Here is a 22,469-nt window from a genome sequence, read left to right as displayed (position 1 = left end):
TTTAAGACATAGATGTATGAAGAAAAACGGGGTGTTGCTATTGTGTTTGAGTTTTGTTTTGAATGGGTTTGCTCAACGTGTCAATCCTTTAAAAGCAAAAGATTTTGAAGCTCAAGAAATTTGGGTAGATAGTGTGCTCAATAGCATGTCTGTTGATGAAAAAATTGGGCAATTATTTATGGTGCAGGCCTATTCCAATTTAGATACGAAGCACGAAAATTTCATAAAAGAATTAATTACCAAATACCATGTTGGGAATTTAATTTTTATGCAAGGCACTCCAGAAAAACAAGCCCTTTTAAATAATAAATACCAAGCGGTTTCCAAGGTTCCATTACTCATTGGTTTCGATGGAGAGTGGGGTTTAGACATGCGTTTGAAAAACACCTTTCGCTATCCTTGGAATATGGCATTGGGTGCAGTGAACGATACAACACTGATCAGACAGTTCGGAGAGCGATTGGGTGTGCATTGTAAAAGATTGGGAATTCACATCAATTTTGCTCCAGTAGTAGATATCAATACAAACCCAGAGAATCCAATTATTGGCAATCGCTCCTTTGGAGAGAACAAAGAAAATGTTACCGAGAAATCCATAGCGTTTATCAAAGGAATGCAACAAGCTGGGGTATTGGCAAGTGCAAAGCATTTTCCTGGCCATGGAGATACCGCTACAGATTCGCATCATACATTGCCAGTGATCGATTTTGATGAAAAAAGATTGGACACCTTGGAGTTGTATCCGTATAAGAAGATATTTGATGAAGGTATAGCCAGCGTGATGACTGCGCATTTAAGCATCCCACAATTGGTCAGTAATCCTGAATTGCCTTCTTCGTTATCGCCCGCCATAGTAACTGATTTACTCAAAGAGAAAATGGGCTTCTTGGGATTGATCATTACTGATGGTTTAAATATGAAAGGTGCTGCCAATTATGCAACTTCGGCGGCAATAGATCTAGCGGCTATTTTAGCAGGAAATGACCTTTTGTTAATTCCTCAAGATGTTCCAGCATCTGTCCAGTTGATTAAAACAGCGTTGTTCTCAGGAGAATTAACCCCAGAGCGATTGGATTTTTCTGTACGAAAGATTCTTTCTGCAAAATACCTAGTAGGTTTAAATGCCTATACACCAGTAGTTATTGAAAAATTACATGAAGATTTAAATACTGTTACCGATCAACTCTTACATCGAAAATTGGTTGAAAATTCATTGACAGTCATCAAAAATGAAAAAGTACTTTTACCCCTTCGTGAATTAGAAAATCAAAAAATTGCCTATGTTTCTCTAGGAGATGATTCTGGTGACCCTTTTGTGTCGATGCTTCAACAATACACCAAAGTAGATGTTGTTACCGATGACAATTTAGATGAGTTACTGCTGAAGTTACAACCGTATAATTTGGTGATTATCGGTTTTCATAAGTCGAATGCAAACCCATGGAAAAGTTATAAATTTCGGATTAAAGAACTAGTCAAACTGCAAGAGATAGCCCGTAAAAAAAGAGTTATTTTAGATGTATTTGCCAGTCCGTATAGTTTGTTGCAGGTGCAATCGTTTACCAATATCGAGAGTATTATTGTTTCCTATCAAAACAGTACAATCGCACAAGAACTTTCGGCACAACTTATTTTTGGTGCGATCAAGGCAAAAGGGAAGTTGCCAGTTTCTCTTAAAAACGAATTTCCTGAGGGACTCGGTCTCCCTACAGCAGCCTTGCATCGATTGGGGTATTCCATCCCAGAAGAGGTGGGCATGTCTTCTCGAAAGTTGGAAGCCATTCAACAGACTATCGATACTATTCTAAAAGAAAAAATGGCACCTTATGTTCAGGTTTTAGTCGCTAGAAAAGGAAAAGTGATTTATCAAAAAAGTTTTGGGTTTCACACCAATGATCATACAACCGCAGTAAAAAATTCAGATCTCTACGATTTGGCATCTCTGACAAAAATTTTAGCCTCTTTACCACTCATCATGAAGGCAGAAGAGGATCAAAAAATTTCTTTAGATGCTCCGTTGGCAGAAGTGTTGCCATTTTTTAAAGGATCTAATAAAGACACGATTACCGTTAAAGAAATATTGTCGCACTTTGGACGCTTACAACCCTGGATTCCCTTTTATAAAGATACTCAAGATTCTATCACAGGAAAAAATTTAAAGCAATTTTATCGTTCTAGAGCTTCCAAGAAGTTCAAGGTCAAAGTTGCCGAAAACATGTATTTTCAGCAGAGTTACAAAGACAGTATCTATAAACACATCAGAGATGCCGATCAAACAGAAGTTCCAGGATATAAATACAGTGATTTAGGGTATTATGTTTTCAAAGAGGTGCTTGAAAACAGCTACAATAGTCAATTAAATCAACTTGCCGATCAACAATTCTATCAATCTTTAGGAGCCGATAGAACCTCGTATCTTCCCTTACAAAAATTCAAAAAAGAAGAAATTGTCCCAACCGAAAAAGACACGTACTACAGGAATCAACTCTTGCATGGATATGTACACGATATGGGGGCAGCCATGATGGGCGGTGTTGGGGGTCATGCAGGTTTATTTTCCAATGCAAACGATGTTGCCAAGATCATGCAAATGTTTTTGCAAAAAGGATTTTATGGAGGAAAACGGTACTTAAAAACAACAACTATTGAAAAATTCAACCACCGCTATTTTTCCGACGAACATGTTCGTAGAGGGTTAGGCTTCGACAAGCCCCAATTAGATCAAGAGGTCATGGCCACCTGTGGCTGTGTTTCCGATGAGAGTTTTGGGCATTCCGGATTTACAGGAACCTATACTTGGGCAGATCCTATTAGCGAAATTGTATATGTTTTCTTGTCCAATAGAGTTTATCCAAACATGGAAAATAGAGGGTTGATTGAAACCAATATGCGAACCAAAATCCAGCAAATTATTCAAGATGCAGTAATTGTTGATTAAAGCCTACTTCTTGCTTTCCACACTCGCTCCCTCGATGATGGAGAGCTAATATAAATGCACTCATCAGGGGTAACTATTCGTCAACTTCATCAAGCTCAATATGGCTCTTGGCATTTGTAGGTGCACATTTTGTATAGAGCACGATCAACATCGCTGAAACAGTAAAGTAAAAAAAGCCGATTAATTTTCCATAAAAAGAAGCAATTACAAGCGCTTGTAAACTATAAAATAAGGGGATTAATAGCAAGTTTAGGCCAAAGCGAAAAGTATCTATGAATTCAATTTCATCAATTTTTTTTAGCGCAATTTTCCAGAGTAAAAAAGGAATGAGGCTATTGAACAGAATCACATAAAGTAACGGTTTTACTAGGTTCTTTTTTGCTGCTTTCTTTTTTGGAATCCTCCCCGTTCGTATCATACGGTTTACGACATCCACGTCTGTAAAATCCACTTGTGCTTCATTCAATTGGTTCAAAATAGTTTCATAATTTTCATCATCTGGAATGTGTACACTAAGGGTTTTTAATTGTTCTGTTACGGCAGTTTTCAGAAGATTGATAGCTTTTGCGGGGGTATTGTGGGTAAAAATTTCTCGGGTAGGAATGGGTTGCCCATGATTGACAGACACCTTTGCGGGGAAATCCGAGGAGTGCTGATAGGTAATTCCAACGGGCACTACCTTGACTTCTAAATCAGGATACCTTTCCAAAGCTCCGGAAACGATTCTCGTAAATCCTTTACTTAAAGGACGAATACTTCTTTTTTTATTGTGACTTCCCTCAGGGAAAATCATTAAACTTTCTTCTTTGTGTAAAATGCGGTAGCACTTTTCAAAAATTTCTTGGTTGTTTGCCAACTGCTGTATGCCATCACGAATTCTATAAATTGGCATGAGGTACAAGGACTCCAATAGTTTTTTAACCAAGGGGTTTTTAAACGATGCTGCACGTACCAAAAAATGATTTTGTCTTCGATTTGTAGTGGTTACAAACAAGGGGTCGAGCAAGCCATTTGGATGATTTACAGCAAACAATACTGCTCCCTTTTTAGGGATGTTTCTACTTCCTTTTATCTTTATTTTTTTGGCATAAAAAAACAAGCTAAATTTTATGTAGCTCCATATGAGGTGATACCAGATTTTTTGAAACATCATTGCTATTTCTTTATATGTTATTTTATTTCTTGACTGTTGGTAGTTTTTCGACCCCAATATGTGGCAAGAAGAATTCCAGAAAACACATCCCAAATTCCCCAAAAAGCAGCCAGTAACGCCATTCCACCCAAACCATCAAAAAAGCCAAAAATCAACAATAATCCCAGTCCTCCATTTTGAATTCCAGTTTCCATGGCTATGGTTTTGGTATCCCTTTTGTTGAGCCCACAACTTTTGGCGGTATAAAATCCTAAGATAAAGGCAAAAATATTATGAAAAATAACCAACAAGGCTACATGATGAATATGATCGAGAAAGACGTTGATGTTTTGAGAAAATGCAATTCCAATAAGGGCAATAAAAACCATCATGGATAGTGGTTTTAATGTTTTTTCTATTTTGTTGGCCACCCCTGCATGGTAGTGCTTGATGAACATTCCTAGACATAAGGGGATGCCTAATATAAGAGAAACTAGTTTGAGTAGGTCGACCCAATTGAGTTCCACTGCTTTTAAAATTTCGTTGGTTGGAGCATATAAACTACCCCAAAACTGTAAATTGAAAGGCGTCATTAGGATGCAAATCAGGGTTGCAAAGGCGGTTAAACTTACCGACAAGGCAGCATTTCCACCTGCCATTTTACTAAAAAAGTTGGAGACATTTCCACCTGGGCAGGCGGCTATTAGCATCATTCCTAATGCAAAACTGGGGTGGGGTTCAATCACCAAAATGGTTATAAAAGTAAAAGCAGGCAATACAAAGAATTGAGAGAAGACCCCCACAAAAACAATTTTTGGACTTTTCAAGAGGCGTTTAAAATCGTTGATAGAGATACCCAATGCTACTCCAAACATAATTATGGCAATGGCAATATTTAAAACCCACAAGCCTTGTGCATCAAAGTTGATTTTTATGGAGTCAATGTCTATTGGGGTCTGCATGTTTTCTTATAAAAAATTAAACTTAATTTTTAAAAGCAAATTCGATGATATTTGCACCCATTTGGAGAGCTTTTTGGCGAACTTCTTCTGGGTTATTGTGTATGGAAGCATCTTCCCAACCATCACTTAAGTCGCTTTCATAGTCGTAAAACATGATCAATCTTCCTTCATAGAACAAGCCAAATCCTTGGGCCTGTTTTTTGTCGTGCTCGTGAATTTTTGGAATTCCATTTGGAAATTTATACCTCTGATGGTAGATGGGATGGTTTTGCGGAATTTCAGTAAGTCTAAGATTGGGAAATACTTTTTTGAGTTCTTTCCGAATGAACTTGTCCAAACCATAGTTGTCTGAGATGTGTAAAAACCCTCCAGATATTAAATAGTTGCGGAGGTTTTGAGCTTCTTCGGGTGTAAAATTCACATTTCCGTGTCCGGTCATAAAAAGAATGGGATACTTAAAAAGATCTTCACTTCCTACGGCAACGGTTTGTAGATTTTTAGAAATTCGGGTTTGAATATTGGCATTGGCAAAATCTATCAAATTAGGAACCGCAGTTGGATTGGCATACCAATCGCCGCCGCCGTTGTATTTTAGGATGGCGACTTCCTGGGCATTGACCGTAAACAATACCGCGCTATAAAAAAGAAGTAAAATCTGCTTCATCAAGTTGTATGTGTTAGATTTGAAGCAAGATACTAAATTCAATGATGCAAAAAAAACGCCCTTAAAAATAGCTAAGGACGTTTTCCAGAAAACAAATTCTCTTTTTCAATTTATCTTCATTTATCTAAAATTCCAATTCCAATTTGAAATTCCAGTATTTATTTTAAAGTTGGATATGATTACAGCAACCACTATAACAACAAACCTAAGTAGTGCAGCACCTCCAGTTTTTGAAAATGAAAATTTTCGTTGTTTTATTTTTTCATAGTCATTGATGACAAAACTATCATAAGAAAAATAACTTTGTAGTAAGATAGAGATTGATAAAGAGTACATACATCTCTCATGATCTTAATTTTTCACCAAATTAGGCACCATTCAAAAACAAGAGTCCCAAATTTCCTAATTATTGAAAATCTGGGACACATTTGTAAAATTTGGGACAGTTGGGAAAAGCCGATTGGTGGCAATGCTATAAAAAAAAGAATTTAAGCATTGATTAAAGAAACAATATTCACGGCAACCAAAGCGGCTGTTTCGGTTCGCAACCTACTTTCTCCCAAAGAAACTGGTTTTGCGTTTCTTGCCAGTGCTTTTTGAATCTCTTTGGATGAGAAATCGCCTTCTGGCCCTATCATAATTGTTATCTTTTCTGTTGGCTTCACAAGGGATTGCAATGCCGTTTTTTGGTTTTCTTCACAATGTGCAATGCAAAGGGTTCCTTCAATCTCTCGGGCAAGAAAATCATCGAATTTTACCGGTTCATTCAGTTTGGGTAAGGTAAATTTCAAAGATTGCTTCATCGCTGATTGAATGATTTTCTCAAAGCGGTCTAACTTTACAATTCGTCGTTCCGAATTTGAACAAATGATAGGGGTAATTTCATCAATTCCAATTTCTGTGGCTTTTTCCAAAAACCACTCTATGCGATCATTATTTTTGGTTGGAGCTATGGCAATATGCAGATAGTAGTTCCATGGCTTTGCTATAGCAGTTGCCGATATAATAGCTGCCATACATTTTTTATCACTTGCAAAAGTGATTTGTGCATCAAACAAAAACCCCTTTCCATTGGTAATCTTTAAAACATCATTTTCTTTTTTACGCAATACTCGAACCATATGCTTGCTTTCTATCTTGTCGAAGGTAATTTGCTTTGTAAGGGCAGAAATTTCTGAGTTGTAAAAGAGTTGCATGGTCGCTTTTAGATGTAAAGTTATGGGTTCTGTATTGAAAAGTTGTAAAGTTACAGTTTCTTGGTGTATGTTCGTCGACGTTTGTGTATTACAGGATCAAATTTCTCCCAGATCTTTTGGATTGCTATATTGTCTTCTAATTCTGGAGTTCGAATACAATTTATGATTCCTTTTTTTTCAAAAATTTTGCAATATTGGTCAAAAAGAATGGCATGGATCCCTTTGTTTTGATATTCAGGAACCACTCCAATCAAATAAAAGGTGACATCTTTCGCCTGTCTACGTGCTTTTAACAAATGATAAAAACCAAAAGGGAACAATTTTCCGTTTGTTTTTTGTAAAGCTTTTGAAAAAGAGGGCATTACGATGGCAAATGCAATCATACGCTGTTGTGTATCGACAACGAATTTGATGTATTCTGGATTAATAAAACGGATATACTTCTTCTTGAAAAATGCGATTTGAGCCTTTGAAATAGGCACGTAGGTTGGTAGTTTTGAATAGGCTTTGTCAAAAACACAAAACATTTCGTCTACAAAAGGAAGTACCTCTTTTGTCTTGGTAAAATTCAAGGCCTTTACGTGTAATCGTTGTTGTATAATCCCACTGATTCTATTGAAATAGAGTGCATCGACATTTTCAAATTTAAAAGTATGTTCTAGGTATTCTTTCTCTTTTGTATAGCCCAATTGCTCTAAATGATCCTTGTAATACGGGAGGTTGTACCAAGTGATCATCGTTCCAAGGTGTTCAAATCCTTCAATTAGGATTCCTGTTTTATCCAAGTTTGTAAAACCCACAGGGCCTTCAACATATTCCAACTGGTGTTCTTTTCCAATCGTTGCAACTTTATCCAAAAGGCTTTTGGAAACTTCAATATCATCAATGACATCAAACCAACCAAAGCGCATTTTTTTGATTTGTTGTTTCTCAACTTCTATCCAGTTCACTATGGCAGCAACCCTCCCAACAATCTGATTTTTTGAATAGGCGATAAAAAATTGTGCTTCGGCATTTTCGAAAACAGGATTTTTTTTAGGGTCAAAACTGTCTATTTCATCAGATATTATAGGTGGAACCCAATACGGATTGTCTCTGTAGAGCGAAAAGGGGAATTCTACAAACTGTCTCATTTCCTTTTTGGTGCTAACTTTCTGAAGTGAAATCATAGTTTAAAGTTAAAATTGAAAATTTGCAAACGAGGAGAGGTGTCTTAGTTTTTTTTCTTTTTAAAGATGCTTAGCATTCGTTTAAAGAAATTGCCCTTTTTCGCATAGGATTCCGTAGGGCTTTCTTCCAAAGGATTTCCGTTAGGATCTAATTCAATATACGTATCCCGGTGTCTATTGATTCTGTAGGAGATTCCAACACTTCCATAAAAACCCTCAGATTTTCCTTCTAAAATGCCCCTAGCAGAAGCATTTATTTGAAGGTTGGTCGTGAGTAAAAAAGCCAATCCAGTTCCGATATTTGTATCCGTTCTCTCTTTTCTAAATACTCCTTGGTTTTCAAAAAAAGTAGACCATCGATCACTGAAACTAAAGGTTCCTGTGACGATGTATGAAAACTCAACGGCATCTGTTCCCATGTTGTCATAAAAAAAATTTGTAATAATATTGAAGTCGTTGCTCAAATCATTTTGCAATAAAATCCCAATCTTTGGAGTCATTTTTGAAGTTTTGTGCACTTCACCTAAAAAATTTGTATTGAATCCAGCATAAATTGCTACTGAGGGAATGAGTCTTTTTTTGTCAAAAGCAAACCTTCTTTTCCAACTACGTACTTCTTTGGTTTTGTCGGTATATTCTTGTTGAAACACTAAATACTTAGCTCCTATGGTAGCTTTGCTAAGTCCAGCTGTAAAATAATGAGAGGTAAAAATATTTTGAAAAGCAACCTGATCTTTTTGATAGCTAATATGAGTATTCAATTCAAGTTTTTCCAGAAAAAAACTGGTTCTAAATAACAAATCAATACCCATAGATTCTGGCTGAGAAAAGGTTGGTTCGATACTTGTCTTTTTAAAAAAAACACTGTTTTCAAATTGATAAACCCCCGGGCCTACGCTATATGGGCTCTCAGAAAACCCAGGTTTGTTTGAGTTGATGATCTGAGTGTATTGGGCATTTGTTGTCAGGCTGAAAAGACAAATAAATAGAAATGGAATACTGTGTTTTGTTGAAATAGGATTCAATTTTAAAAGGTTTAAAAATTTGTTTTTCATCTCTCTACAAACATACTGTAAAAATATCATTTTTTATTTTGAAGCCTCCTTTTTTTACTTCAAGCATACATTTGTAGTTTGTTAACGTTCGTATTGTTTTCAAATTGTTATTTTTGAGGAGAATTATTAATTATAAAGCGAAGGTTGAAGCAATGGGTTTAATCAAAACAATTTTATTCATAGTATTTTTTATGTACGTTTTTAAGTTTTTAGCAAGACTATTTGCGCCTTTTTTACTCAAAAAAGTAGCGAATAAAATGCAAGAAAAAGCGGCAGAACAATTTAGAAATCAACAACCAAAATCTACTGTTAAAGAAGGTGAGACCGTGATTGATAAAGCCCCAAGTAGTCAAGCGCGTGTTAAAAATACGGTGGGTGAATATGTTGATTTTGAAGAAATAGACGAAGATGAATTATAAAAAAAGCATTCCTTTTGTAGTTGCCATTCTTATGTTTGTAATGGCAGCAATTACCTATTTTCATCCTGTTTTAAAAGGACAAAAAATAGCTCAATCAGACATCACCCAGTTTCGTGGTATGGTTAAAGAAATTCAGGATTTTAGAGCTGAAAAAAACACAGAACCCTATTGGACAGGAACTTCGTTTAGTGGTATGCCAGCCTATCAGTTAAGTGCATATTATCCGAATGATTTTGTAAGAACATTAGACCAAGCGATTCGGTTTTTGCCACGACCTGCTGATTATACTTTTTTATATTTCTTTGGTTTTTTTATACTCTTATTGGCTTTGAAGGTCGACTGGAAATTGGCTCTTCTAGGTGGATTATCCTTTGGTTTTTCTACGTACTTAATCATCATTTTTGGTGCGGGACACAACGCAAAAGCTCATGCAATCGGATATATGCCCTTGGTATTGGCAGGAGTTATTTGGATCTTCCAAAGAAGATATTTGTTGGGCTTTGTGCTTACAGGTATTGCAATGGCTTTAGAAATATATACCAATCATCCGCAAATGACCTATTATTTGGGTTTTTGTTTGTTGATTTTAGGAATTGTAGAATTCATCAATGCAATCAAAGAAAAAGTACTTCCTGTATTTTTCAAACAATCTGTTCTTTTAATTGGTGCTGTTTTTTTGGGAGTTGCTGTAAATGCTCCACGTTTGCTGGCAATGAAAGAATATTCTGACTATAGTACTCGTGGAAAATCAGAATTGACAATCACACCCGATGGAAGTTCTAAAATAGCTTCTAACGGGTTGGATAAAGACTATATTACGCAATACAGTTATGCTAAATTGGAAACCTTTAACTTGTTTATTCCCCGTTTTATGGGAGGAGGAACGGTAGAGAAGTTGGACGACAATTCTGAATTCTATCAATTGATTGCCTCCAAGGCAGGAAGAAAAGTTGCCGATGAATATTCACAACAAGTCTTGACTTATTGGGGAGATCAACCTATCGTGGAAGCACCCGCTTATATTGGAGCTGTTTTATTTTTTCTGTTTTTTTTAGGATTTTTCTTGGTCAAAGAAAAAAACAAAAAATGGTTGGTGGCTGCAACAATTTTTTCGATTGTGATGAGCTGGGGACGAAATTTCGAAATCCTAACCAATTTTTGCATTGACTACATCCCTTTGTACAACAAGTTTCGAGCGGTTTCATCCATTCAAATTATTGCAGAGTTGTGTGTGCCAATTTTAGGTTTTTTAGGATTGAAAGAGTTCTTTTCGGCAACACGAACCGCTTTGGAAAAAAGGGAGGCGCTAAAAAAAGCCGTGACTGTTTTTGCAGGGATGGTGATACTTGGCTTTATTTTGGCTCATCTGTTTGCTGCTTTTGAAGGACTTCGAGACGAGCAACAATACAGTTCTTTACTAGGGTTGGTTGATGCTTTGATTGCCGATCGAAAATCGATGTTATTGACTGATAGTCTCCGATCATTAGGATTAATGGGAGTATCTGCTGGAGTTTTAGGGTTGTTGCTCAATCAAAAACTGAAGCAACTGCAAGTTGTTTTTGCCTTAGCTTTTTTAATTCTTTTCGATTTAATTTCGATTGATAGACGCTATGTGAATGAGGATGATTTTTCTTCAGCGAAAACAATTGAAAACCCATTCGAGGCAACTAGTGTTGATCGACTTATTTTACAAGACACTACACAGTATCGGGTAGCAAATTTTGCAGGAGATCCTTTGCAAGAGGGACGAACTTCATATTTTCATAACTCTATTGGAGGCTATCATGCCGCTAAAATGGGGCGCTATCAAGAACTTTTTGATTATCAGATAAGTCAGAGAAATATGAAGGTTTTAGACATGCTCAATACCAAATACATCATATTCTCTGATGCCGAAGGAGAGCTTCAGGTACAACTCAATGCTGAGGCAAATGGCAATGCTTGGTTTGTAGATCAACTTCAGCTTGTCAGTTCTGCAAATGAAGAAATAAAAGCCTTAGACTCCATAGATTCGAAACGGGTTGCGGTCTTGAATTCGAAAAATATTGAGGGTCTTTTTACTTCAGATCCTATGACCCTATTTGAGAAAGATTCAACTGCAAGCATCCTATTGGAAGTCTATGAAGTTACTGAACTGCGCTACCATTCGAATACCAAAACCCCTCAATTTGCTGTCTTTTCAGAAATATATTACAAAGATGGTTGGAATGCTTATATTGATGGTGTATTGGCCCCACACTTCAATGTAGATTATGTATTGCGAGGAATGTATGTTCCAGCTGGAGATCATACCATCGAATTTAAGTTTGAACCTAATGTAATTCAGCAAGGGAAAGTTATTTCATTAATCGCTTATGCATTGTTATTATTGATTCCTGTTGGGTGGTTTATTTATAAAAAGAAAAGGAGATAGCATGAGAATAGGAATGATTCTTGACGCTAACTTTCCACCTGATCCAAGAGTGGAAAATGAAGCAATTTCGTTACTTAATCATGGGCACGAAGTTTTTCTTTTTTGTTTAAAGTATAGTTCGGAACCTGCATCAGAAGTGATCAACAAGATTCAAGTAAAAAGATATTTGTCCAATAGATTTGAGTATAAATTATCTGCATTGGCCTATACAATTCCGTTGTATTCTTTTCTGATGAAATTAAAAATAACAAAATTTTTAAAGGCAAATCAAATAGAAGCATTGCACATTCATGATATGCGAATAGCACAAGCGGTTTTTAATGCTAACAAGAAGCGGCATTTACCCGTAGTTTTAGACTTGCATGATAATATGCCAGAGGTCATGAAGTTATATCCACACCTTCAGAAATTCCTGGGAAGTATCTTATTTCGCCAAAAAAATGGAAAATCAAAGAAGAAGAGTTTATTTTGAAATCTGATAAGGTAATTTCGGTATCACCTCAGTTTCTTCAGGCTTTAAAATTGAGAGTTCCTGCAGCGGCTAATAAATTGGTTTTGGTGCCAAACACAATTCGTGCTTCTTTTTTTGAAAATTATATTTCTGATCAAGCGATTATCAATCGCTATAAAGGACAGTTTGTCCTTCTATATTTGGGAGATACTCATTTAAGGAGAGGTCTGCAAACTGCAATCTCTGCAATCAAAGAACTACAGATTCATATTCCAAACATTAAGCTAGTTATAGTAGGTAAGAGTTCGACAGATTTGGTTTTAAAACAACAAGTAAAAAAACTTAAGGTCAACTCTTTTGTAGATTTTGAGGGCTGGCAAAATGTTTCATTATTTCAATCTTATATCTTAATGAGTGCTATCTGTATTTCGCCTTTACATCGAAATTTACAACACGATGTTGCTTATGCAAACAAGATTTTTCAATATATGAGTTTTGGAAAACCTCTTTTGGTCAGTGATGCAATTGCTCAAAAAGAACTGGTCGAGAATACCAATTCTGGTTTAGTACATCTAGAAAAAAGCGTATTTGATTTTACTGAAAAGGTATTAGAATTGTATCGAAATAAAACATTGAGAACAACTATGGGAAAGAATGGGGAACGCTTTGTAAAAGAGGAGTTTTCATGGGAGAAAACCTCCAAAGGTCTTATTGATATGTATAAAAATATCTCAAATTGAAAGTCTTAATCATCACTTACTATTGGCCTCCAGCGGGAGGGTCGGGCGTTCAGCGTTGGTTGAAATTTGTTAAATATTTACAAGAATTTGGTATTGAACCTGTGGTATATACTACTGAGAATGGAGCGTATCCCACTTTAGATGATTCTCTGGCAAGTGAAGTTCCCGACACAATTGAAATTTTAAAACAATCCATTTGGGATCCAACTGATTTGCTTTTCTGGAAAAAGGAAAAAAGCATTCCAAAAGATGTTTCGAATACGAGTAAGGGTGGTTTTTTCTCATTTATACGGGGTAATTTCTTTATCCCTGACCCTAAAATTGGTTGGGTAGCGAAATCGGTATCCTATCTTCAACATTATATAGACTCCAACACGATCGATGTCATCATTTCTACAGGGCCACCACACAGCATGCATTTGATTGCTAAGAAGTTGCACCAAAATAATAGAATCAAATGGATTGCAGATTTTAGAGATCCTTGGACCAATTTGTATTATAATATTGATTTTAAGCAAGGAGGATTTGCGAAACGTAGAAATAAAAAATTAGAAACCCAAGTTTTGCAACAAGCGGACTGCGTAATCACTGTGAGTGCTACTTTGCAAAAAGAATTTTTACAAACTGCAAAACATGTTGAACTCATCACCAATGGTTTTGATAACGAGGTTTTTGCCAATGTTCCTTCGCAATTGGATGAAAAATTCACGATTTCCTATATTGGACTTCTGCCAAAACAAAGCAATCCGAAAGTCTTGTTTAAAGTTTTAAAGCGACTCTGTGAAGAAGATTCTTTGTTTTCTGAGGATTTGAAAATCAACTTTATAGGTGATATTTCCAACGAGGTACGGCTAGAAATCGAAGCCAATGATTTGATCTCCAAAGCAAATTTTATGGGTCGTATTTCGCATCAAAAAGCAATTGAATATCAACACAAAGCACAAGTTTTGTTATTGTTGATTCCGAATGTGATGAATTCAAAAGGGATTTTAACAGGAAAATTATTTGAGTATTTGGCTGCAAAACGCCCTATCTTAGCAATTGGGCCAGAAGATGGAGACTTATCTGATATCTTAAAAGACACCAACGCTGGAGTTGTGACTGGATATGAAAATGAAGAGAAATTGTTTCTTGAAATACAGAAGCTATACACGAACTTCAAAAACGGAACCCTAAAGGTTGTTTCGAAAAACATCGAACAATTTCATCGGAGAGAATTAACAAATCAGTTGGCAAAGATCATTAAAAAATTAGTAGATTGAAATGGGAATTGTACTAAAACAGTCTTTTAAAAACACACTATTTATCTACCTAGGCTTTGTCTTTGGAGGTGTGAATACCTTATTTTTATACACCCGTTTCTTGGAAGACGAATATTATGGATTGGTTACCTTTCTTTTGTCGACTTCCAATTTGTTAATGCCTTTAATCGCTTTAGGAATTCATCATACGATTGTAAAGTTCTTTTCTAGCTACCTCACTAAACAAGAGAAAGACCGTTTTTTATCATCAATCCTTTTTTTACCTTGTTTGATAGCGATTCCAATAGCCTATTTTGGGAATTTATTTTATGAAGAAATTGGAATGTTTTTTTCAAAAGAAAATCCAATAATTAAAGACTATACTTTTGTGATTTACTTCATTGCGGTTGCTTGTTCTTATTTCGAAATTTTTTATGCTTGGGCGAAGGTGCAGTATCAATCGGTATTTGGAAATATTTTAAAAGAGTTGTGGAACAGAGTTGTTGTGATGATTTTGTTGTTTGCTGTGTATCTCGATTTAATTAGCAAGTCTGAATTTATCTATTATTTAACGGGAGCCTATTTTTTAAGAATGCTAGTCATGATGCTATATGCATTCAATTTGTACATGCCAAAATTCACCTTTTCTAAACCTGAAAATTTTAAAGAAGTACTCCGTTTTTCTGGGTATATTATTTTAGCAGGAAGCGCTGGCGCTATTATTTTGGACATCGATAAGTTTATGATTCCTGAAAAGAATCTTTGGTAATAGCAGCCTATTACACGGTAGCAGTGTTTATTGGATCTTTTATTGAAGCGCCTAGTAGGGCAATGTTAAACATCTTACAACCTTTAACTTCAAAAACTTTAAATGAAGAAGATCACATTGAGGTTGCATCGCTATACAAAAAGAGTTCTCTGAATTTACTCTTGATTAGTGGTCTGTTTTTTGTGTTGATTAACGCAAATATTGATCAATTGTTTCGTTTGTTACCCAAAGAATATTCAGGAGGAGTATTGGTGGTTTTGATGATTTCATTACTCAAGTTATATAACGGGTTTTTAGGAAATAATGGAGCGATCATCAATAATTCAAAGTTTTACCGAATAACATTGCCTATCAGTCTTAGTATGGCAATTTCTGTTTATTTTTTAAATAAACTTTTTTATTATGAATTGGATATGGGCACAAACGGATTGGCATTGGCGACTCTTATCGTGATTTTTACAGCAAACACCTTTAAGTTGTTTTTCGTAAAACTTAAATTTTCGATGACTCCTTTTACCAATAAGTCACTCCTCTTAATCTTTATTATTGCAATTCTATACCTTTTCTTCAATAGTTGGGACTTTCAGGTGGATCATATCTATGTTTGGGATTTTCCTATCCATCCAATTATTAATATTTTCTTAAAAAGTATTTTGATAGTGGCTGTGTTTCTTTTTCTAACATTTAAATTACACATCTCTCCAGAGTTCGATCGACTCCTTAAAAGATACTATAAATAGCAATCAAGAGCATCTGCAATCATGTGCAACACCAAAGCAATGGCTAAAATCCGAGTCTTTCTGAACAAGAGACCAAAAGCATAAATTCCAATTGCATAATAGGTGTGTAGTGGATGGAAACTAATGCTGCACCTGTTTTTGTCAAAAATGGGAGTTGCGAGTACGTGATCTAAATCGATAAACATCGATAGTAAGAAAACTAGGTAGACTCTTTGCCACCTTTTATTGAAAAAGCAATAAGAGATTAGCAAAGGTGCTACAAAGTGCAATCCGTAATGAAGTAGGTTTTTGAAGATCATTTTTTAAAAGCAAAAAAGACTTACGAATAAGTCTTTTTGTATCATTTACAGACGGAACAAATTCAGAGCTGTAAAATTATAGTTTTTGAGATTGAAAAAAGGGGATATTAAATTCCTTTTTTCTTGATGTTCAAACTTCTTCGAACTCTACTCAATTGTATTGGTGTAATATTCAAATAAGAAGCAATATGATATTGCGCAATTTGCTTTTCAATTTCAGGTAGATCTTTTCTAATTTTTAAGTAAAGCTCAGTAGCATCCAACATTGAAAGTTCGTAAATTCTTTCCTCCATATTAACAAATGAAGCTTCTAATATTTTGTGATAATATGCATTAAGATGAGCATCTTTCTTTAAAAGTTTTTTAAACTCAACAAAATCTGCAACATACATTTCACAATCGGTAAGGCAATCATAAGTAATCTTGGAAGGTCTGTTTTCAATTAAAGCTGAAAAATCACCGGTAGCACTATTAGCTCCGTAAAGTGATTGAATGACTTGTCTCCCTTTTTTGTCATGGAAATAAGAGCGAACAACTCCTTGTTTAATAATAAAAAATTCTTCGGGTGTTTCACCTCTCCTAGTTAGAATTCTTCTTTTTTTTGCAGTTCTTACAGTAAATAATTTATTCAAATTATTTATCGTTTTTAAAGGTAATTTGTTGTTTTCCGAAATTAATTCAATTAAAAAATCCATATGGTTAAAAATTTATAACAATTCCAGCTTCAAGTGTCTGAAATAAAAAAAAGAAGAAATATCTTTTTTTGACTAAACGATCACGTGCCGAAATTTACATTATAAAAATATTACTTATTGTTACTACGGTATATTAACCATTAGTTTTTTGTGTTGGGGACACAATATTTTTTTTTGCATTATAGATTCAAACATTAAACTATAATTATAAAAAAAACTTCTGATTTGTTTCGAAGTATTATTGTACTTCTGTTTGGGTAGTTATCAGTAAGTAATTATTTTTTTCAAATTTAATACAAAAAAATTAAAAAAACTATAAAAAACTTATTGCATTTGGACCTTCCATAAAAAGTAAATCCAACATGGATAAATTTGGGATAAATCCGTGCTTGTCTTCAAAGACCTGAATGTACTTTAACGTTTGTGTGGTGTGGGTTTGCTTTGTATCGGCAAGGTGTCGAAAGTCATTTTCTTTATAGGTAGGCAGGTAGCTTAATGTTTTCGAATATGAGAGGTCAAGTTGGAGTGCTTCGTTAAAAAACAAAAAACAATCATTGTTGATATCGTTCAAAAAGGAATATTTCTTCCTAAAAAGTGCTTGCAAATCGTCTTCATAAAATTCAAAAAATGGAGAGCAATTGTAAGAAGCTTTTAGTGATTTGAAATGTTGGTCTTGCCATTTTACACTATTTTCTATCCGTGTGTCTTTGGTTTTTTGCTTTCCTTCTGAATTGTTTTTTTTTACGGGAATGTTTAACATTTGTTTCCCGTTAGCACCATAAATATAACACCTGTTTCGGTAACTTTGTTTTTGATAATTATCTTCTACTTCAAAGATGATTTCATCGGATTGGTACATCTGAGAAAACTGAAAAATAGGTGCAAAGTAGCTGGGGACAAATATTCCCATTATTCCGTTTTCTTTTTCTTAAAGATTTGATATCCGATGTAAGCGATTATCAAAGCAAATACGACATACCTATAGGATACAGGCTCTCCTTCACCACCCACTGTGGTAAACATTCTGTCCCAACGAATCGATTTGATTTTTGCCATTAAAGTGGGGGCATCTGCATCCCAACTAAACCAAACCATTACGGGTTTTCCCAAAACGTGATCGAAAGGAACAAATCCCCAATAACGAGAGTCTAAAGAATTGTGTCGATTATCTCCCATCAACCAATAATAATCTTGTTGAAACGTATACTCCGTTGCACTTTTCCCATTGATGTAAATATCCTCATTATTGACCACTAAATTATTGTTTTCATACAATTCAATGATTTGTCGGTAGTAGGGAAGGTTGGCACTATTGATCGTTACAGTCACTCCTTTCTTTGGAACATAGATAGGTCCCATATTGTCTTGGCTCCATTGATTGCTGGCAATATGTGGAAATATTGCATTGTCTGCTTCGTGTACTATTTGTACAACGCTATCAACTTCAGAGTCCTTTCTGATTTTTTCTGCCAATGAAAGGGTTAGATTGGTAACTCTTTTATTGGTTTTCACCTCGGTAATTTCTGATCTGTACTGATCAGTTACTTTTTTAAAGTTATCGTAACTGTTTGTGGTCAATTCGTAGGTATTTCCTTGTACAAGATTTAAGCTTGTGATATGACGTACGATGCTTTGGTATTCCTCCTGATTCTTGAAAGTAATCGTGAATTTTCGTTCAAATTCTTTTCCTGTATATCGAAGTATTTTGTTGGTGCTAATTCCTTTTGAGGAATAGATGATGTGCTTAAATTGTATTTTTGCTCGGTAGGGTAAGATATTTTTTTTCCCATTGAGATAGACTGTTCCATTGCGAATTTCCAAAGTATCTCCAGCAATGGCCACACAACGTTTTACATAGTTGGTTTTTTTGTCTACGGGCTTGTAGGTAAACTCACCAGAGGTATCTCCCCACATGGTCTTTAAAGAATCTGCAGGCCAGTTAAAACACACAATATCATTATTTTTTATTTTTTGGAACCCCAAATCTTAAGGGCGGTAATTGTGGTTTGCTAAGGTATGAGCCAAAGTTTTTTCCAGTAAATGGAACCGGGATGGTGTCGTGAACCATGGGTGCTGCAATTACGGTAGAAGGAATTCGTGCCCCATAATGAAACTTACTCACAAACAAGAAATCGCCAATTAATAATGACTTTTCTAGAGAAGAACTGGGAATGGTAAAAGGTTGCATAAAATAGGTGTGCACCAACGTTGCAGCAACAATTGCAAAGGTAATAGAGCTAATCCATTCGCCTAATTCTGATTGAGGCTTTATGCTTCTTCCTGCATTGTAGTTTGGATTGGGATTGAAGTTGACATAAAAGATATAAAGGCCAAAAGTTAAGATTACTAAAAGAGAATCGATTTTTTTATAATAACCAAAAGTTCGGATGGTTTCAATCCAGATGACTGGAAACATTAATAAATTTACGACAGGAATAAATAATAAAATGACCCACCATTTTGGACGATTAATGATTTGCATCAATACAATTCCGTTATAAATGGGTACAATTGCTTCCCAAGGTTTTCTACCTGCTTTTACATATAGTTTCCATGTTCCTAAGAAGTGGATTAATTGAATTGTAAGAAAGAATAGCAACCATTGTGTAAATGTCATCGGTATGTTGTTTGGTCTTTACGAATAAAGAGTTTGTTTTCGTTTTAATTAGGCGTTCGTTGTTAGAAAATGTTACTGGTTTAAACAATATTTAACACATCTCTCATCGAGTAGACACCTGTTTTATTCAGAAGCCATTCTGCTGCAATTACTGCACCCAAGGCAAACCCCTGTCTGTTTTTTGCTGTATGATTGATATGAATTTCATCAACTTCTGAGGTGTAGGATACGGTATGTGTACCTGGTACATCAGCAATTCTTTTTGCATAGATGGGTAAGTTATCCTTGGTAGTTGCTTGGTCTAACTCCCATTGAGAAAAGTCAGAATTTTCAAGAATTCCTTCTGCCAGTGTGATTGCTGTTCCACTGGGGGCATCTAACTTTTGTGTGTGATGTATTTCTTCGATGGATACAGAATAGTCTTTTAATTGACGCATCATTTTTGCCAATTGATTATTGAGTTCAAAGAAAATATTGACGCCTAAGCTAAAGTTTGAAGCATAGATAAAAGCGCCTTTATTTTCATGGCAAAGAGCCACTGCATCTGCATATTTTTCGAGCCAGCCCGTGGTTCCAGAAACTACTGGAACTTGATGTTGTATACAATTTGATATATTTTTAAACGCTGAGTCTGGTATGCTAAAGTCAATAGCAGCGTCTGCCATCGTAATGTCATAGGCTTCGATACCTTCACTTTTGATAACGATTTCATGACCCCGAGAAATAGCGATTTTTTCAATCTCTTTTCCCATTCTACCATATCCTAATAAAGCAATTTTCATAATTAAAAGTCGTATTTTAAAGTAAATCCTACAGCCGTATTGGCAAAATTCATATTGTCTGGAATTAATGAAGGCTTGAAGGATAAATTATCATCAGTGTTAAATTGGAGTAGATGAGCTGTGACACTTGCTTCTACAATTTGTAAGACATAGGCTAAAATAGTTGTTAAAAGTGCCATGTCTCTGTTTTCTCGCAATACTTTTTGGGCACTTTCTAAACCTGTTTCAGAAATTAAAACAGTCCCATCGTCTAGAGTGAATTCGTCCTGCAGACCTGCTTTTCGAATTCGATATGCTGTTCTGTATTTTTGGTAAAGATTGTTGTTGTCTATATAAAGATAGGTCGTTCCACCTAAAACAGCCCATACTATCGGAGCTCTCCAGTATTTTTTATTGTATACCTGTCCCATTCCTAGTAAGATAGCAGCATAAAATGCGGCTCTTGATGGTGACAAAGGGTTGTAGATACCTTCGGGGATAAATAAAGATTCATTCACTATCACATCTTTCACAGCAGTAGAATCTTTTTGGGCAAAAAGAGAATTTGTTATCATGATAACAAGTAAGCATGAAAAGACCGACTTTTTTAGAATCACTATTTTAATAATTTTTTGATTCTGTTAAAATCTTCCTCAGAATGAAATGGAATTGTCAATTTTCCTTTCCCGTTTGCTCCAACACTAATCGCTACTGGATTTCCAAAAAATGTGTTGATTTCTTGAAGATGATCTTTAATGAATTTTGGTATTTCTTTCTTTTTTGAAGAGGTTTTGACAGGTTTTTTGAAATTTTTCACCAATTCTTCTGTCTGTCGAACCGATAATTTTTCACGAATAATTTGCTCGTAAATTTGCAATTGATCTTGTACGTCTTCAACATTGATGATAGCTCTACCATGTCCCATAGAAATAAAACCATCCCGCATGCCAGTTTGTAATATTGGATCTAATTTGAGCAATCGTAAATAGTTTGTTACGGTAGAACGCTTTTTACCAACTCTGGTGCTCAACTCTTCTTGTGTTAATTGAATTTCGTCAATCAAACGCTGGTAGGAAAGGGCAACCTCTATTGGGTCTAAATTTTTACGTTGTATGTTTTCAACCAAAGCCATTTCAAGCATTTCTTGGTCATTGGCAAGTCGAATGTATGCGGGTATAGAACTGTTTCCTATTAATTTTGATGCTCGAAAACGTCTTTCACCTGAGACCAATTGAAATTTATTTCCTTCGAGTTTACGAACGGTAATGGGTTGAATTACTCCCAATTCTTTAATAGAATTTCCTAGTTCCTCCAAGGATTCCTCGTCAAAATAGGTTCTAGGTTGAAAGGGGTTAACCTCAATTAAATTGAGATCGATTTCAATTATACTACCTACAAGCTTGTCTGCATTTTTGTCGGATGCTGATACAATATGTGAGGATTCACTTAGCAAGGCCGAAAGGCCTCTTCCCAATGCTTGTTTCTTTGTTGCTTTCGCCATTTATCGATTTTTTTAATCAATTCGTGTGCCAAATTTAAGTAATTTACGGCACCCTTGCTAGTGGCGTCATAGGCAATAATACTTTCCCCGTAACTTGGTGCTTCACTCAAACGTACATTTCTTCTAATGATGGTATCAAAAACCATAATCGAAAAGTGCTTTCTAACTTCATCAACAACTTGATTAGACAATCGTAAACGAGAATCAAACATGGTCAATAATAAGCCTTCTATTTCTAGATCTGCATTGTGAATGTTTTGTATACTTTTGACTGTATTCAACAATTTTCCTAAACCTTCAAGAGCAAAGTATTCGCATTGGATTGGTATGATGACTGAATCGGCAGCGACTAAGGAATTGAGTGTAATTAACCCCAATGAAGGTGCACAATCAATGATGATATAATCGTATTTTTCTTTCAAAGGAACCAATGCTTTTTTAAGCATGTGTTCTCGATCTTGTTTGTCTACTAATTCAATCTCTATGGCTACCAAGTCGATATGAGCTGGGATAATATCTAAATTGGGTGTTGTAGTTTTAATAATTGCGTTTTCTGCAGAAATTGTGTGTTCTAAAACTTGATAGGTGCCAAACTCAACGCTGTCGACATCAATTCCCAGTCCTGAGGAAGCATTTGCTTGTGGATCTGCATCAATAAGTAAAACTTTTTTTCTAACACGCCCAAAGAAGCAGCCAAGTTTATACTT

The 22,469-nt window shown here is 35.4% G+C and carries 21 protein-coding genes and 2 pseudogenes; 8 read left to right on the top strand and 15 right to left on the bottom strand.

Going from position 1 to position 22,469, the window contains the following annotated elements; translation table 11 throughout:
* Positions 1 to 16: 16 nt before the first annotated feature.
* Positions 17 to 2,938, top strand: a complete 2,922-nt coding sequence (locus tag RRF69_RS02275; RefSeq protein WP_316940374.1) for a glycoside hydrolase family 3 N-terminal domain-containing protein — start codon at positions 17 to 19, stop codon at positions 2,936 to 2,938.
* A 73-nt stretch (positions 2,939 to 3,011) separates the two neighbouring features.
* On the opposite strand, the gene RRF69_RS02270 is transcribed toward RRF69_RS02275, so the two are convergent.
* The 7 genes from RRF69_RS02270 to RRF69_RS02240 all read right to left on the bottom strand — a co-directional run bounded on the left by RRF69_RS02270 (position 3,012) and on the right by RRF69_RS02240 (position 9,116).
* Positions 3,012 to 4,091 (bottom strand): 1-acyl-sn-glycerol-3-phosphate acyltransferase, encoded by a 1,080-nt coding sequence (locus RRF69_RS02270; RefSeq protein WP_316940373.1) that lies wholly within the window; start codon positions 4,089 to 4,091, stop codon positions 3,012 to 3,014.
* A 17-nt stretch (positions 4,092 to 4,108) separates the two neighbouring features.
* Entirely contained in the window at positions 4,109 to 5,032 is a 924-nt protein-coding gene (locus tag RRF69_RS02265; protein WP_316940372.1) for a bile acid:sodium symporter family protein, read from the bottom strand.
* A 22-nt stretch (positions 5,033 to 5,054) separates the two neighbouring features.
* Positions 5,055 to 5,696, bottom strand: coding sequence for a DUF4159 domain-containing protein (locus tag RRF69_RS02260; protein WP_316940371.1), 642 nt, complete (start codon positions 5,694 to 5,696; stop codon positions 5,055 to 5,057).
* Between the two features lie 120 nt (positions 5,697 to 5,816).
* On the bottom strand, positions 5,817 to 6,032 hold the full coding sequence (locus RRF69_RS02255; RefSeq protein WP_316940370.1) for a hypothetical protein: 216 nt from the start codon (positions 6,030 to 6,032) through the stop codon (positions 5,817 to 5,819).
* Between the two features lie 152 nt (positions 6,033 to 6,184).
* Complete coding sequence (locus RRF69_RS02250) at positions 6,185 to 6,892, bottom strand: 16S rRNA (uracil(1498)-N(3))-methyltransferase (RefSeq protein WP_316940369.1); 708 nt, start codon at positions 6,890 to 6,892, stop codon at positions 6,185 to 6,187.
* 50 nt (positions 6,893 to 6,942) lie between these two features.
* Positions 6,943 to 8,061 (bottom strand): GTP cyclohydrolase, encoded by a 1,119-nt coding sequence (locus tag RRF69_RS02245; RefSeq protein ID WP_316940368.1) that lies wholly within the window; start codon positions 8,059 to 8,061, stop codon positions 6,943 to 6,945.
* A 44-nt stretch (positions 8,062 to 8,105) separates the two neighbouring features.
* Entirely contained in the window at positions 8,106 to 9,116 is a 1,011-nt protein-coding gene (locus tag RRF69_RS02240) for a transporter (protein ID WP_316940367.1), read from the bottom strand.
* 113 nt (positions 9,117 to 9,229) lie between these two features.
* Here RRF69_RS02240 and RRF69_RS02235 point away from each other — a divergent pair, with 113 nt between their 5' ends.
* From RRF69_RS02235 to RRF69_RS02205, 7 genes are read left to right on the top strand one after another with little or no spacing between them, the layout of a single operon-like run.
* Entirely contained in the window at positions 9,230 to 9,535 is a 306-nt protein-coding gene (locus tag RRF69_RS02235; RefSeq protein WP_316940366.1) for a DUF4834 family protein, read from the top strand.
* Entirely contained in the window at positions 9,525 to 11,948 is a 2,424-nt protein-coding gene (locus tag RRF69_RS02230; RefSeq protein WP_316940365.1) for a hypothetical protein, read from the top strand. The genes RRF69_RS02235 and RRF69_RS02230 overlap by 11 nt, the downstream gene beginning before the upstream one ends.
* 1 nt (position 11,949) lies before the next feature.
* The gene (locus tag RRF69_RS02225; RefSeq protein WP_316940364.1) at positions 11,950 to 12,420 is read left to right on the top strand and encodes a glycosyltransferase family 4 protein; all 471 of its coding nucleotides are present in this window, start codon (positions 11,950 to 11,952) and stop codon (positions 12,418 to 12,420) included.
* Complete coding sequence (locus RRF69_RS02220; protein WP_316940363.1) at positions 12,417 to 13,139, top strand: glycosyltransferase family 4 protein; 723 nt, start codon at positions 12,417 to 12,419, stop codon at positions 13,137 to 13,139. The genes RRF69_RS02225 and RRF69_RS02220 overlap by 4 nt, the downstream gene beginning before the upstream one ends.
* Positions 13,136 to 14,401, top strand: a complete 1,266-nt coding sequence (locus tag RRF69_RS02215) for a glycosyltransferase family 4 protein (protein WP_316940362.1) — start codon at positions 13,136 to 13,138, stop codon at positions 14,399 to 14,401. The genes RRF69_RS02220 and RRF69_RS02215 overlap by 4 nt, the downstream gene beginning before the upstream one ends.
* A gap of 1 nt (position 14,402) precedes the next feature.
* The gene (locus tag RRF69_RS02210; protein ID WP_316940361.1) at positions 14,403 to 15,149 is read left to right on the top strand and encodes an oligosaccharide flippase family protein; all 747 of its coding nucleotides are present in this window, start codon (positions 14,403 to 14,405) and stop codon (positions 15,147 to 15,149) included.
* Positions 15,143 to 15,889: a hypothetical protein gene (locus tag RRF69_RS02205; protein ID WP_316940359.1), complete on the top strand. Its 747-nt coding sequence runs from the start codon at positions 15,143 to 15,145 to the stop codon at positions 15,887 to 15,889. Before RRF69_RS02210 ends, RRF69_RS02205 begins: the two co-directional genes overlap by 7 nt.
* Here the strand turns inward: RRF69_RS02205 and RRF69_RS02200 are convergent.
* The 8 genes and pseudogenes from RRF69_RS02200 to RRF69_RS02160 form a co-directional block, all read right to left on the bottom strand.
* Positions 15,880 to 16,188 (bottom strand): DUF6122 family protein, encoded by a 309-nt coding sequence (locus tag RRF69_RS02200; protein WP_316940358.1) that lies wholly within the window; start codon positions 16,186 to 16,188, stop codon positions 15,880 to 15,882. The two genes, RRF69_RS02205 and RRF69_RS02200, sit on opposite strands and share 10 nt — an antisense overlap.
* Before the next feature lie 107 nt (positions 16,189 to 16,295).
* Entirely contained in the window at positions 16,296 to 16,883 is a 588-nt protein-coding gene (locus RRF69_RS02195) for a Crp/Fnr family transcriptional regulator (RefSeq protein WP_316940357.1), read from the bottom strand.
* 313 nt (positions 16,884 to 17,196) lie between these two features.
* On the bottom strand, positions 17,197 to 17,793 hold the full coding sequence (locus tag RRF69_RS02190) for a WbqC family protein (RefSeq protein WP_316940356.1): 597 nt from the start codon (positions 17,791 to 17,793) through the stop codon (positions 17,197 to 17,199).
* Positions 17,793 to 19,500 (bottom strand): annotated as a pseudogene (gene lepB / locus RRF69_RS11730) (signal peptidase I). Before lepB ends, RRF69_RS02190 begins: the two are co-directional and overlap by 1 nt.
* An 80-nt stretch (positions 19,501 to 19,580) precedes the next feature.
* Entirely contained in the window at positions 19,581 to 20,282 is a 702-nt protein-coding gene (dapB, locus tag RRF69_RS02175; protein WP_316940353.1) for a 4-hydroxy-tetrahydrodipicolinate reductase, read from the bottom strand.
* 2 nt (positions 20,283 to 20,284) lie between these two features.
* Entirely contained in the window at positions 20,285 to 20,836 is a 552-nt protein-coding gene (locus RRF69_RS02170) for a DUF5683 domain-containing protein (protein ID WP_316940352.1), read from the bottom strand.
* Between the two features lie 41 nt (positions 20,837 to 20,877).
* On the bottom strand, positions 20,878 to 21,762 hold the full coding sequence (locus RRF69_RS02165) for a ParB/RepB/Spo0J family partition protein (RefSeq protein ID WP_316940351.1): 885 nt from the start codon (positions 21,760 to 21,762) through the stop codon (positions 20,878 to 20,880).
* Positions 21,708 to 22,462 (bottom strand): annotated as a pseudogene (locus tag RRF69_RS02160) (ParA family protein); the annotation flags it as partial. The pseudogene RRF69_RS02160 and the gene RRF69_RS02165, both read right to left, overlap by 55 nt.
* Positions 22,463 to 22,469 lie beyond the last annotated feature (7 nt).

Origin of the sequence: Polaribacter sp. HL-MS24 (assembly GCF_032758595.1) — a bacterium.
Taxonomy (GTDB): domain Bacteria; phylum Bacteroidota; class Bacteroidia; order Flavobacteriales; family Flavobacteriaceae; genus Polaribacter.
The sequence above is the reverse complement of the archived record's forward strand: the minus strand, read 5'-3'. Positions and strand labels throughout refer to the sequence as shown.